6 protein-coding genes are annotated in these 14684 nt (G+C 42.4%); 3 read left to right on the top strand and 3 right to left on the bottom strand.

Going from position 1 to position 14684, the window contains the following annotated elements; translation table 11 throughout:
* Window positions 1-96: 96 nt before the first annotated feature.
* Both MAMMFC1_RS16250 and MAMMFC1_RS16245 read right to left on the bottom strand, forming a co-directional pair.
* Window positions 97-1458 (bottom strand): sensor histidine kinase, encoded by a 1362-nt coding sequence (locus MAMMFC1_RS16250; RefSeq protein ID WP_126309538.1) that lies wholly within the window; start codon window positions 1456-1458, stop codon window positions 97-99.
* A 276-nt stretch (window positions 1459-1734) separates the two neighbouring features.
* Entirely contained in the window at window positions 1735-2913 is a 1179-nt protein-coding gene (locus MAMMFC1_RS16245; protein WP_126309536.1) for a GNAT family N-acyltransferase, read from the bottom strand.
* Window positions 2914-3069: 156 nt separating this feature from the next.
* Between MAMMFC1_RS16245 and MAMMFC1_RS16240 the strand changes: the two genes are divergently transcribed.
* From MAMMFC1_RS16240 to MAMMFC1_RS16230, 3 genes are all read left to right on the top strand, one after another.
* Window positions 3070-4119: a response regulator transcription factor gene (locus MAMMFC1_RS16240; protein ID WP_126309534.1), complete on the top strand. Its 1050-nt coding sequence runs from the start codon at window positions 3070-3072 to the stop codon at window positions 4117-4119.
* 175 nt (window positions 4120-4294) lie between these two features.
* Window positions 4295-4651: a DUF3846 domain-containing protein gene (locus tag MAMMFC1_RS16235; protein ID WP_126309532.1), complete on the top strand. Its 357-nt coding sequence runs from the start codon at window positions 4295-4297 to the stop codon at window positions 4649-4651.
* Window positions 4652-4793: 142 nt separating this feature from the next.
* A complete protein-coding gene (locus tag MAMMFC1_RS16230) occupies window positions 4794-5447 on the top strand; it encodes a tetratricopeptide repeat protein (RefSeq protein ID WP_126309531.1) in 654 nt (217 codons plus the stop codon).
* Window positions 5448-5532: 85 nt separating this feature from the next.
* Here the strand turns inward: MAMMFC1_RS16230 and MAMMFC1_RS16225 are convergent, their stop codons facing one another.
* Window positions 5533-14649 carry a Tc toxin subunit A-related protein gene (locus MAMMFC1_RS16225; protein WP_126309529.1) on the bottom strand — a complete coding sequence of 3039 codons (9117 nt, stop codon included), beginning with the start codon at window positions 14647-14649 and terminating at the stop codon, window positions 5533-5535.
* Between the last annotated feature and the right edge of the window lie 35 nt (window positions 14650-14684).

Genomic DNA, 14684 nt, shown 5'->3' with positions numbered 1-14684 from the left:
AAGCTGTAAAATATAATATAAAATTATGAATAAAAGGAGGGATATGGCAATTTCTGTAGAAATATTCACCTTTAGTGATAATAATTTACTGAAGCACTAATTTATTGTATCCGGTGCAACGAGTACGGGCCAGACGCGCTGCTTGGACATATCTTTCGGAAAACTAAAAGAAAAAACAGCTCCTTCGTCTACCTTTCCTGTCAGCCAAGCTTTGCCGTTGTGTCTTTGTAAAATTTTTTGACATATTGTAAGTCCTACACCATGTCCTTCAAAGTCCCTGCTGGGATGGAGCCTTTCAAAGATGCCAAACAGCCGGGAAGATTCGCTCATATCAAAGCCCGCGCCGTTATCTTTTATGGAAATAACATAATTGTTTTCGACTTCTTCCGTGTCGACTTCAATGATTGCCAGCTCCCGCTTCCGGGTAAATTTTAACGCATTGGAAAGAATGTTGCGCACCAGCAGCTTTATCATTATGCGGTCGCCACAAATTTTAGGCAGCTTTCTTATCTTGAAATCCACCTGTCTTCCCGGCTGAAGCGCTAACAGATCAGCATAAATATCGCAGAACAACGGCTCCAGTTGAATCGTTTCAATTTTTAGCTGTTTTTGGGACATCCGGGAAAGCTCAAGCAAATACTCGGTAATATTAACCAGCTCTGCTGATTTGCCCTTAATATACTGGATTAATGGATATTGGTCCTGTTTAAAGTTATCTGCGCCTGCAAGTTCTTCGGCGAGCTGATTAATCGATAATAACGGGCCTTTTAAATCATGGGCTACAGAATGACAGAAGTTATTAAGCTCACGGTTGGTTTGTCGCAAGGCTTCCTCTTTACTAATTAAATCTGCCCGCGTTTTTTCGAAATACACTAACATCATACCGCACCCGATAAATAGACGTAATATGCCGCAAGCAAAGTTGATCCACGATAAAATTTCGTTATTTGAATCAAAAAAGTGCACTGAACAGGTCAAAAGCCCCCATAAAATTAAAGCCCAGCCGGCAATATATTTTCCTGTTCCACGCGTTTTAACATTGATAACAATCCAACCTGCGTAGATAAGTACAATGGTGGCGAACCAGGTAGGGGGTATCAGCTTGTAGAGTAATGGCAGTTGGCTTACATCAGCCGCAATACTTAAAGTTATTGTTAGCCAAAGACCATAAAACCAATATTTTGTAAGGGGCTGATTGATAAAAAGGTGTGTTCCATAATTAAAAAGAAAAGTACATACAATGTAAAATGTTTGGTAATATAAAGGGCCAAGGGATGCTTCCTCCCAGTTGAATAATTCAGAATCAAATATGACAACTCTAAAAAGAAGAATAGTCCAAGTTATAGCCCATATTCCCACAAAGCGTTCGCGGTAAAGGGCATATAAATAAACATAGATAAGGTCCATTAAAAGCGTTGCAATTACTATCATAAGTTTAGATACATGAAGATAATCCATTTTAACTTTATTCTCCTTCGTTAAAATGTCTAAATTATATTATTACCCCTAAAAGCACATCCTAAATATGTATTATATTATAGCAAACTTTAGTATTTATGGAGAAAAATATATGTAAAAATTATAGTTTAAACACACAACAAATGGCTAGCCTAAGAGAATTAGGCTAATCCATCTGTTGTGTGCAGTAGTATTAATATATTGGATTTTGTTTTACTGATTATATTGTTAGTCCCGCTAGCGGCTGCAAAATATTATGGGAAAATAGAGAATTAATCAACTGCCTCTTGAAACCATCCTATGTGAGTTAGGATAATAGTTTTGTTGTAAATTATTTAGTATTTTACGTGCAATATTGGGATGACGTTTTTGAAAATTACTGAACAGAAAAAATGAAAAGACTAAAATATCTGCCTCATCTAAGGCTATAACGCTTGAGAAATGTCTTGAACGATGAGCCAAGCCATTTTCGCCGCAGTATTGCCCCGGCAAGATGGTGCCATGCAAGGACGACTGTGCTGTTCCCGCCAGTAAAATAATAAGCTCTTGACTTGTATTGCCGCTCACGGCAATATGATCCCCGGCATGACAATGAACAATGGTGCTGCAGGAATGCAAAAAAAACTTGGCCTCTAAAATGGACAAGTCGTTCATTATATCTATAGTTTGATTTGGCGCATTGCCAAGGTGCCGGCAAATAATCGACCACAGCTCGTCCACAGTAATGAGTTGGCTGTTAATGGCAGGGGTTTTCATTTCGCTAAAAAATACTGAATTGAACCGGTTGACCACTTCAGTATTTAATGACGTTCTTCCCCGAGCAATACGGAATAATGGCGATCCTACTCTTTGTAAATGTTGAACATCATCCACTGCCAGAACAAGACTGGTTAGCGGACTACCGTCGTTGGAGTCTACGGTATTTTTGTCAATGCGAACATATCCGGAACGCTCATAAAATGGGATCAGATGGAAATTGCAGTTAATAAAAGCAAACTGTATTCGGTAATCACAATATAACTCATAAAGCTTGGCTATGATTCGATAAATTGCTGACGAATTACGGTATTCCGGCAGTATCATGCCCTTTGAAGCCACTGCAAAATATGGATCGTTTTCTTCGCTGTGAAATTTTTTAAATTTATCCATACGATATGTTTGTATTAAATCAGGAGAAAAATCCGCTAGTCTGCCAATATTAACCCTTCCTGTGCCAATAATTTTCGACCCGACCTTAGCATAGAGAAGCAGTGCCTTTTCATCTAACTCATCCTGCAACAGTTTGTTGACATGATCGGCAGTTACGAACTTGTAGCCTATTTCCTCAGCATAAACGTGATACCGAAGGCGGTAGATTTCCCTCCTTTCCTTAGCTGTTGTTGCCTCACCGATTATGATCCTTTCTGTTGGGGCCCCGGCGGGGGACAAAGATACTGCCTGCGTAACATTTTCCATAAGCTATCTCTCCTTTTACTTTTTTTCGGGAAAATGTTGTATTTTTCCCGAATTAATTCCATATTACATCAAATCCCGCCCCTTTGAATACAGAATTATGGAACCATTTTATGTTTTTAATAATCCGTAATTGTATTCCGAATCGGAGGAATATACGTGTATAAAGTATTAATTGTTGATGATGATATGCCGGTAAGAAGAAAGCTTAGGCAATATCAGCAGTGGGAATCCTATGAATTTGTTATTGCCGATGAAGCTTGTGACGGTATAGAAGCCCTGGAAAAACTATCCTCACAATGCTTTGATCTGGTGATTATTGACATTCGAATGCCTTGCATGAACGGACTCAAATTGATAACTGAAATTAAAGCCAGGAATTTAAATCCTTGTTTGATATTATTGAGTACATTCAATGACTTTGAATATGCCCAGCAGGGCATCCGTCTGGGTGTATTTGACTATATGACCAAACCGGTGGATGATAAGGCCTTAAGTGAAGCTTTGGAACGGATTAAAAGACATTTGGATGAAAAAAGGCTGATTGAAGATAACCTTAAATTTTATTACCCGAAAGGCCAGGAAAGAAAGCTTACGGATTTAATGCTGGCAGGCAGTAATAAGGTTATGGCTGAAGCCGCGAGTACTTGCGGGGAGCTGGCTAAATTAGCCGAGCAAAACCCGGTTAAGACCGGTATACTATTGGAAAAAACGCTGGCAAATTTAAGCGAAGAAATCTATAAGGTTTTCCCGTATTTGGCAACCCTCGAAAAGCTGGTCTTTGATGGTATTTTCACTAATATAGAGTCGCTTGGTGAAATTAAGGAAAAATTTTTAAATTATATCGGAATTATGCTGGAAATAATAAAAAAATATGAACTGCACCACGCGGACAGTGTAGTGAAAAAAATATGCGCTTATGTAATGACCCATGTGGAAGAAGATGTAAAATTAGGTGATATTGCTACTGAAATATATATCAGCGGCGGTTATATCAGTAAGCTGTTTAAACAGAAAACCGGAACTAATTTTAATGATTATGTGACAAAAGTAAAAATGGAACATGCTAAATATTTGTTAGGGACAGGTAAATTTAAAAACTATGAAATAAGCGACAAACTTTGCTATAGCAGTCCGGACTACTTTTGCCGCCTATTTAAAGACTATACAGGCTATACGCCGGTTGAATTCAAAAAAATGAATACATGAGTATATAAGAACATAAAGAAACAGTCTGCATCGCTATTTGGGGACGCAGACTGTTTTACATTTATTATTTTCGAAGTTTTAGGGTTAGAATATGAGTTTTTCATGTTTATTTCAGCTGGACAGAAATATAAAATATGGAGTGTATTAGGATGGGTTATATGGAAAGGGGACTACAATGTTAAATGAAGGTTTCCCTGCTGATGAAATTCTGATTATAGTGAAAAAACCCTTTAAAATTCCTGTTTTGCAGTACATTCCCAATGATCTGGAATCTGTGCATAAAATCGTTGGTGACTCGATAAAGTATATTGATTTTCAAGATGATATAGTAATTATCGCTAACAATAAGGAAGGAACGTCACAACACCTTCCTGCTAATTTTACATATGGTAATGATGCAATCGTAGGTACTTGCTTATTTGTTGGCAATGTTGCCGGATCTAGATTTTCTTCACTTACCGAAAAACAAATTGCTACTGTTCTGACCAAAAGTATGGATAATAATATGGGGAAACTTGCTAACGACCAATAAAAGAGCTTTAACGCCATTTTGTGCAAAAACATGCCGCCGATTGACTACCGCAGCATTTAAAAAACCGCAGCATTTAAAAATCGGGTTATGCATGGTAAAATTATTATGAAATTTGTAGACGCACAACGATGGAGGCAAGCACATGAAAAGCAGTTCCGGAAAAATTACGGTTATAGCATCAATAGTACTTCTCGCAGTACTTCTCGTGAGTTTGCAGGGATGTAACCCGAGAACCGGGTCTGAAACAGAGTCAAGCTCTCAGCCATTGCCCCCCGCTCCGAATACCGATACCGACCCGGTTAAGGCAGCAGAGTCAGAAGAATTCTTCGCTCAGGGCTTGAATCTCTATGAGCAATACAATTACCGGGAGGCAGTAGCTAACTTCGATAAGGCTATCGCCGCTAATCCCGCCAATTTTAAAGTTTATACAGCCAAGGGGATTGCTCTTTGTTATGAAGGCGATTATCGGGGCGGCCTGGCGCTGATACAAAAAACTCTCGCCATGAACCCGGGTTATGTGCCAGCTTTTTATGATATGGCTATGGCCTATAAACTGCAAAACAATTATGATAAATCGCTGTATTGGTTTGAAAAAACCATCCAGGGCGACCCGAATAATACCTGGAGCTATTATGGTATTGCCACAATCTATGCCGACCGGGGGAATACGCAAGAGTCTCTAAAATATTTAAAGAAGGCCATCGAGCTTGACCAGGCCGTAAAAGCAGTAGCCCAACAACAGTCTCATTTTGCGCAGATGCGCAACATGCCGGAATTTCAAGCCTTAGTGCGCTAGCATCCCCCCTTATTCTCAAAGTAATAAAAGTAATAGAAATCGCTATTCGTCTGCCAAGACACAAATAGCGATTTCTATTTTTAATCTATCCGTTGTATTTTAAAGACCACTTCACAACTATCATCAATTCCTCAAGATCATCCAGCGGTTGGGGATCAACCGACAGTGCAAACGATTTATTCAATATAATGTCTGAGTTGTTGCCCCGGCAAAGCTTCCATGCATCTATTCGGTCAAGATTAGTAGCTTCACCGTCAACTTTCACTGAAAAAGCTACCGGGTTATCCTTAACCTTGGCCAGAAACATTACATTTTCAATAACGGCATCAAAGGGCTGAGACATATATGGCAACCTTGATTTGTCAATTTTTAAGTCAACAGAGCCATTATTTTTGAGCAGCAGCCACTCATTGGGCAGGTCATGTTTCATATTTAAAGCTACTTGCAAGCCTGATTCATTAAGTTCCTCGTCAACGGTTTTTAACCATTTCGCCAAGGACTTGGCGGCAGCGGCTTTGAGTCGTTCGCCACCTTCACAGGCCGTGTATTGTAAGTGAATAATTACATCTGAAATGCTGTGATAGTCAAATTGGGTAAATTGGGGTAATTCCAAACGCCACTTGCTGATAACCCCTGCCCCTTCAAAGGGTAAATACCGCTCGTCCCGGAAGTTAAGCTCAAACATCCCGCTGTCATTTTGAGCGGAACTGGCCGCTATCGCCTTTATCGGTATAGCATAAGAACTAAACCGGTCATCCGTTTCCTCGCTATCTTCTTCATAATTTTTGCCGCCTATAGCCGTGTTGCGGAATTTGTTTTCCAAAAGACTGAGTGTGGCATTTATACCGGTATAAGGACCTGCAATGCAAGGAATGGAAACAGTTGCCGCTTTGATGCGGCGTTTGTAATGACCCGGGTAATCCATATCAAATAATACTTCCGGCAGGACAAATTCGCATTTGCCGGTTTCCCTGAGCTGTATGACCGCCAAAGGATTAATTTGATATATGGAGATCTGCTTGGTTATCTCGTAATCATGCCCCCGTTCGTTCTGATAAGCTGCTTCCAGTTGTTTAAGCCCCACATAGAGCTGCTCCCCTGCCAACAGTCCATCTCTGCCGGCATCAAAATAACCGGGCTGAATAAAATTAGCATTGCTGAGGCCTCTTTCAAAGCAATAGGTTTTCTCGGCTTTTTTAGCGAGCTCATAAGCAAGGTTATAAACCTGATGGTATAAGGTTTTTAAGCTCCCTCTCATCCAGGTGTATAACTCTTCGCTGGAGTATTTGTTCTTGATAAATTCTTCCACTTCAGTGGCGTTGTCAATAGCCTTTTGCTGATTGGTTATTTCCTGGTTGGCAATATCGATACGTATTTGCTGGGCGGTAATTTGCCTGTCTATCTGCTTTAGCTCATAACCGGCAGCGTTGGCCTGGAAAATGCGCTCTTGCAAGGCGCGGGTAAAGCCTCCTTTTTTACCGGCTTGAGCAGATTGAAATGTAAGTTTGGCCGAATGGGTTTGCATGCCCCGGGCAACTGCCGAAGCAGCCGATCCTAAATTCGATCCGCCCCAGGTAGCGGTTGCTCCTACTCCGATTGGCGTCACATAGCCTCCCAGGGAAGGAATTATATTAAGTATGCTGGCAATAGTTTCAGTTACGCCGATGGCTTCCTGCCAATCGGCAGCTTCACTTGCTTTTTCCATATCCTCTTTTTCAAATGGTATCAATTTTAATCCGCCATCCCCGTCCACAGTCACAATCTCATTGGGTAACCCATTGAAATCAGCCGTATCAGCAGGCACCAGACTTTCATCCAGGCCGCTAAGCTTCAGGTAATATTTCATCCTGGCTTCCGGTGTCTTACGATTTTGCAGCAGACTTTCAATATTTTTTTGCGCCTCTTCCAGTTGTTTTTTCTTGATTTCCATCACCAGATTCTGCATTACTCCCTCGTGTTTGGCACGAATAAGCGCGATGGTTTCGTTGTCTTTTTTCTCAATGGCCAAAAGCATGGCGCCGCCCAATGACTTTAATTCCGTGCATAATTCCAGAGCCTTCTGCAGCAAAAAGTAAAAACGATAATTAGGCATCGGTGCATTGAGGTCATTTAATACCGAAGCTATGCTCAAACCCTGGGCGGCGGCCTTAACCAGCAAAGCCGGATCAATAGGTGGTTCAAACAAGGGAAGTTTCCGGAAAACTCCTTCAATATTTTGACAATGACGTATTTTATATAGCCTGTCGGCCAGAGTGTCCCAATAGCCCATCAGTTTAGGGTTATTGGGAATGCAGAAATATAAAGACGAAGCCAAACCGTAGATATTGGCAAAAGCCAGCTCATTATTGACCGTACCAAAAGGTAAAGTTGTTTGATTACTGAAGGGCGCCGTCAATTCCAGCTCAACCATTGCATTGCCGAAAGCATCCCATTTATCCAACAAGCCAAGATAGGTCTGCGGTTTGATTGTACCTCGCTTGGGTATCATCATCGGCTGCGGGCCTAGTATGTGGCCTGCTAGAACATAGAGCTGGGTCGCCTGGTTGATGGTTTCAATCGTATCCTGGCGGAAAAGGTAATCACCCCAGGCCAGAAGGTTATCGATGTATTTCATTACGACCCATTTCATGTAGGCAACCGGTCTGCTCCGCGCTACCACATGCGGCATAAAAGGTTTATTTCGCCACTCGTTAATGGTTTTATCCGCCGTATTAGGCTTGAGGTTATTGAAGATGCTGTCCAATACCCGTTGACTGTTGATACTTTTGAACGGTTTAAATTGCCAAAACCGGTTATCCTCGTTGCCATCGGCAATCGGGTTGAACACAAAGTGGAACCACTTCATGGCCTCCTCAAATTGCTGGGCTTTGCTGAGCGCATCCGCTAAAAGTATAGGGGTGTGAAAAAATAACTCCCAATTATAAAGGGAATATGGCTGTTTAAGCTCGTGATAAATATTGGGTGTGGCGGAATTGTCATCCTGGTCAAATGGACCAAAGTTGTTTGCCGGCATAGATAAATTTTCCTTGAAAAAACCCTCTAATTGGCCAAGATTCATTTTCCCCAACAAATTTTGCGTATTGGGATCATTAAATTTGGTTTGAACAGGATTTAACCCCTGCACTTGTTCTCGGGCGCTGTCTTCATAAAAATAAACATCCTCGTTTTGTCTTTGAAAACTGGAAGAATCGATTTGCCAGGAATACAAATTTCCATCATCTTGATTAAAATAGTTAATTGGAATTGGTTCCGTATTTATCACTGCCCTGACTTTTAAAGCAGTTCCGTTAAACTCAAAGGCGCCTTTGTAGCCTCCATCACTGTCCAAATAATCATCCACATCAATTACTACTTTATCGGTGTAAACAATGGGGATAAACTTAAAAAACTGAATATCGTGCTTATCATCTATTGGTTGGGAAAAAACAGCGTCTTTACTGAGTTGTTTCTGTGTCCATTTCCCATTTCTGTACTCGCTCCAAGCCATTTTGATCTCATAGTAATCAATAGGCTTTGACTTGCCAATCCCATCGGAATCATTGCCAAGGGAGTTGAAACTGCCGGTATTGGAAGCAGAATTAGGTTTAGTTTTCTTCATGATCTGCGGAAAGAATACCAACAAACGGCCGTTCCAAACTGCCGGCGTGAGGTAACACCCATTATCTTTCACTTCATGGGTATTCGGGTCTTCCACATCATAGCTGGGGATATCAATCTGCATCTTCTCCCAGGGATACCAGTTCATCTCATCTAATGCCAGGTAACGGTAATAGAAGATATAGGGGGCATTGCGGGTACGGGAGAAAATGTGCAGCTTAGCATCTTTACTCCACTGGGTCCCGGTCCTTGTGCCGACGATATATAACCCGACCACTTCCATATTGGCCACTTCATCCACTTTATAAAGATAAGACTTAAGAGCATCGGTGACATTTTGTTTATTAATGTCTTTTTGCAGCAGTTCGCTTTCAAGCTCCTTGAAAAATGGGCTTTTATCATCCCGCAGGTTGCTTTCTATCCAGTTTTCAGGATACAGGAATACTTTGCGGTTGGCTTCCCATACCCGGTAACGCTGCATCCAGTCCCAGCGCGATCTATCCAGAGCATTGGGCTTTATGCCGTTGTGCTCTTCCTCCAAGCCCAGGAAGCAGCGTTGCACAAATAATTGCACGGATGAGATGGCCTGCTTGATGCGCGAGGTTTCCATGCAGGCATCCATTTGAACATCGATCAGAAAATATTCAAATAATCCGTCCGCGTCAGTAACGTTCCAGGCTATCAATTCTTTTTGCTGCAATAAGTAACCAATTAACGCTTCTTTCTGATTATTCCGCAACTGGTCATGGAGAGGTTTAACAACCTGCTCCCAATCGGTTTGGTTGTATTTGGCCCGAATGGCGTTTTTAATGCTGGCAGCGATTTTGCGGCAGGTGTTGAACTTGGAGACAGGCACTGCCCATTGGAAAAGCAAATCAATGTCAATGCCGATTTTGTCGGCTACCGATAAGGCTTCCTGTAGTTTTAACAGATTTTTTTCATTACGGTAATCTGCCAATTTACCGATATTAAAATGATCCGCAGCTATTAATTTCTTGATGCGTTCTTTGTTCCAGGTAGTGAGGTCAGCTATCTTTTCAATAAGTTCGGTCTCATCGGCGGCGGCTTTATAGACCCAATTGCCAAATTCAAGCAGGTTCAGCTTGGCCTGCGGCAAGGAATTGCGCAGCCTGATAAATGCCTCCAGGCGCAGCCACTGTGTTAGGGTAGGTGCATTAAAATCCAAATTGTCAAAGTCGGTTTTGCGAAGGTCTAAAAAGCGGATTTCATCCGCGCTTAAATCAAAGGCGGAAATCAGCATGGCCGCTTTTTTCAAAACGATTAAAGCAGGCTTGCATTGCCCGGAGGCAAAATCCGGTATTAATGCGGCTGAAGGGATCGAAGTAATCGCGGCAGCGGGTGTTTTCCAGAAAATATTTTTAAGCTCGCCGCCGGTCGCAGCCAGCTTATACAATTTTCCGGCCTGCAACGCTTTAGTCCCGCTCCACCATTCATTAGTCGGGTCTTCCTGGGCTGTAAAATCCAAAGCTTCGCCATCAATGCTGACAGTGGGTTTAGTATCGCTATTTTTAATAATAAACGTATAACCGGCGTCGGCGGCAGGGATAAGATAGCCGCTCCAATTCGTCTCCTCCGGTTTGGCACTTTCCTTGACTTTTGCAAAAATGCTGTAAATTGGCGTTGCCGGCGTACCCAGTTTCAGCACCTCTGAAACCAGAACGTCGGTGATTTTCCCTTCAACCCCGGTAAAATTGGCAAGGGTATCGATCACAAAACGATGGGATAACTGCTGGCGCAAATAGGGCAAAAATATTTCCAGGAAGGCGGCTCGCTTCAGGGGGGCGGTATTGGGATCTGCTTCTCCTTCGGGGATTTGATCCAACGGGATTATCATATCGCCCGCTTTGATAATTGCTTCTAATTGTGTTTTTTCGACCCCTGTTTTGGTTTGTTCATTTTCAAATATACCTGACAAAAGTTCTTTAAACAATTTGTCCTGCTGCTTTTGGATACGGGTCAGCGCCTTAACCCAATCGGGGCTATTGTTGACGGCTTGATAATCAGCAGCTTCCGCTTCGGTCAAAATGCCTGTAATCTGAATTATTCCCAGGGTTTTATCGTACTTGAGTTTATTTTTAAGCGTATTGGTATCCGGGAAAGTAAAGTCCAAATTTTTGGGGGCATTGGTCGTAAATACGTTGGTGCCTTCCAATATGCCGATAATTTTTTCAACAATGCCGGTTTCAAAAAGCAGACTGGCTTTTGTTCGTATCAACGCACCGGTTGCTTGTTCCTGGATGTTTATTTTTTGCAATGCGGGGTCTGTGATTGTATCATCGGCTTTCAAGTCTTTATGCTCTTCATCAATTGCATTGAGGCCGTCATACAAGGTTTTGCTCAGCTGCAAAATGTCCTTTTGGCTGGGGGCAAACGGTTTCTTTTCATCATCTGCATCCTTGATGATGTAATTCAGTTGCTGGTGGGTAAATCCGGCCGACTCCATCTTTTCCCAACGATTTAGAAATTCGAGGGATGCCTGGGCATCCTGAAAGATATTTCCGTACAACGGCAAAATACTTACAAAGGCGGGGATTTTTAAACCCAGCACTTTGGATAACAGACGATAACGATAAAGAATGGACAAGTTGCTCAGCGTAAGCTTATCTTCCATGCCGGCAGCCTTCATAATCTCCTGGATATCATCGGCAGAAAGATTGAGAGCCGCCATCACTACCGGGACATGTTCAAGTAATTTGGCATTACCCGTCAGATAATTCCCCTTATCATCAACCTTGAATATTTTATCGATCCCCAATACATTGTGAGTCAGGAACAGCCGCTGATAGAGGGACTTTTCCCCGGCTGTGCTGATATCGCTCCAAAAAGCCAGCAGTTTAATCAGTTCAAGACCTGTTTTATCCAAAAGCTTCTTTACAGCTGCAAGCTGGTGAATCAAATTGGGGTTGATGTCGAAATCCTGCGTGACCGTGTTTTCTTCACAGCCACCGCAAGCTTCACTGTTGCAATCCTCTTCGCCACAAAGATCGCATATGCTGTCTGCCGGTTTAATGTCCTGGGTTATTACCTGGCTAAGGCCCGCAATTGCCTGATCGGTTTCATTAATCGTCCAGCCTAATTTACGCCATAAACGGAGGAAACGATGAATCCTGTCATATTCCTCTACAGTTAAAGGCGTGCCGTCTAAATGCTGGAGCAGCGCCGTATCAAGATCGCAACTGTCTTTCTGTTCTAAAAAGACCAGATAAATCTTATGATCAATGACCAGAAAAATACCTTTTTCACCTTTATCGCCAATGAACGATAGGTCTTTAAAAAGGCCCTGGTCTATGGGAATTTGGGAATCTTTAAGCAATACTTCGCCGGTTTTTTTATCAATACTTCCTATTTCTGTTTTAGCATGATCATTATTGACAAAGAAAATTTTACAATCTTCAACAACTATAGTCACCCGATTAATCATTTCCTGATTTGTTCTTACAATCTTGCCATTCACACAACCTCTGCCGCTCTCAATCACAATCATCTTGCCTACTTTTTTAAAGTGGCATTTCACCCAGTGAATGATATCTTTATCGGAGATCTGGATTTCATCCCGGTTCGGCTTAGGGCAGCTCAAGGCTTTTTTGTCGGTGAGCAAATCAATCTGTTCTTTTAGCAACGGAACAAGCTCGGCCAGTTTTTCGCCTTTAACCAGGTCTTCCGCCATTTTATCCATGCCATATGCCTTAGCGTAGTTCTGCAGAAAACGATAGCTGAAATGCAGGCTTTCCATGATTGTTTTTGATTTGCCCCGGGGCAGATAAGGATTAATGTACCCGGTTTTTAACAAATCGACCAGATTAAAGTAATCAATACCCGTACGGCGCAAAAACTCTTTTTTAATGAGGGTGAGCCCTTCGTCCCCCAGCATGGCGTTGTCATCATCGAAGCCATAGTATTTGCAGACCGGTTTTACGCCAATCAATTGCCGATACTCGTCTTCGGTATGGATTTTATTTTTCAGTTTGTCCATCAATTCTTTGCTTTCAAAGCACTCTTTGGTCAGGATTACATATTCTTCCATGCTTAGCCCTAAAAATTCGGCATCAGCGGCCCTGTCCAGGGCGTCATCTTTTAAATGAGTGAGTTTCGCATTATTATCCTTATTATCCTTATTATCCGTATTATTTTTTCTAAAAGTTTCAATCAGTTCGTAGCGGCTGGTATCTAAATGCTTTAAGTAAATTCTTTCGGCGTCGATGGGTTGGTGATAGGGCAATAGGAAAGGATAAACCTCGTTCTTCAGGATGCAATACGCTTGGTATTCGGTATGCTGGGGTTCGGCAAGCAGTTCGCCGCTGGTTTCATCTTCCACGTTAAAAGGCTTAAGGTACTTAAAGGCCACATAATTTTCCATGACCTCATTTACCAAATCAATATAGGGCAAGACGGTATTGGTATTTTCGCAGGTGAGTTCCAGGCAGCCCAAATCAGGCCGGCGGTCAAAAAGTTTTTCCAGCGGTGTGCCGGAAATATCCCGGGGATTGGTCTTCTTTGCCGTCGGGCCGCCGGCATCAGGATCAAGATTGTTGTTGCGCAGATATTGCAGCAGCTCCACGTAATATGCCGCCGCGCTATACACGGAACCGCACTCGTCGCATTCGCAGAAATCCGCGTCGCCAAACAGCAAGTCCCAGGAAAGGTTATGCTTTGCCAGGGTTTCTTCGAGAAAGGAAGGAACTTTTTTATTTTTTACGGCAACGGCCATGTTCAGGCTGTTATCGATCATGGCTACACCCGTACCGCTATATGTTTCCCGTAGGGCCATTATTGCCTGTTCATTGCGCACACGCACCTGTTGGGCATTAGTATGAATCTGTATCAGGGTGTTATCATCCAAACCGCTCTTGCCCAGATCTGCGATAAACTGAGTTTGGGGTATGGCCGATATCTGCATGGCCGAATGCAGGTTGGCGTTGTATAGCGCCGGCAATGCATCTGTATCCGGGCTGACCGCCGTGATGCGCTGCAGGGTTTTAAGCTCGGTGATCACTGTTTCATGGTTTGCGGGAAGGATGTCTTGCAACGCTTCTTCGTTTTTGAGGACCTGGTAGACAGAGGTGGTTTTGATATTGAAATCAGGCTGTTTTTCTAAAACCGCCGCGACATTGGCGCCGATTACATTGTTCAAGATCGGGACTTGCGGGTCTTTGATCATGTTGACCAACATGGGGGTTGGTTCCAAGAAGAATAGCTCGCGATGCAGGTTAAGGGCAAAAGCCTTTTTCTCTTCCTCCGATTCTCCCCGCGCAATATCCTTCACTTTTTCGATGAATGCGGCTTTATTAAATTTTGCCGCAATATCACGCATTGAATTGATTTGGTCATCTTTTTTAAAAACCGAAATCAGGTCTTTGTTGTCTTTACCCCACTCAGCCAGGCGATGGGTGAATTCCAGGTCGTTGATGATTGCAGGCGTAAAACCTTCTTCCCCGGTGAGTTCGGATTTGACGGCGGCCCAATTGCCGTTGTTATTTTTGTAGATGCGCTCGAAAGCTTTTTGTTGTTTTTCAGATTTTAAATCGAGATTGAAAAAATCAATTTTTAAATCAATTTTTTTGAGGTTTTTAATTTGGTCGGCCATAGCATGTCCCTCCCATATTTAAATGTTATTATCAG

This window comes from Methylomusa anaerophila (assembly GCF_003966895.1).
Classification (GTDB): Bacteria; Bacillota; Negativicutes; order Sporomusales; family Sporomusaceae; genus Methylomusa; species Methylomusa anaerophila.
The sequence above is the reverse complement of the archived record's forward strand: the minus strand, read 5'-3'. Positions and strand labels throughout refer to the sequence as shown.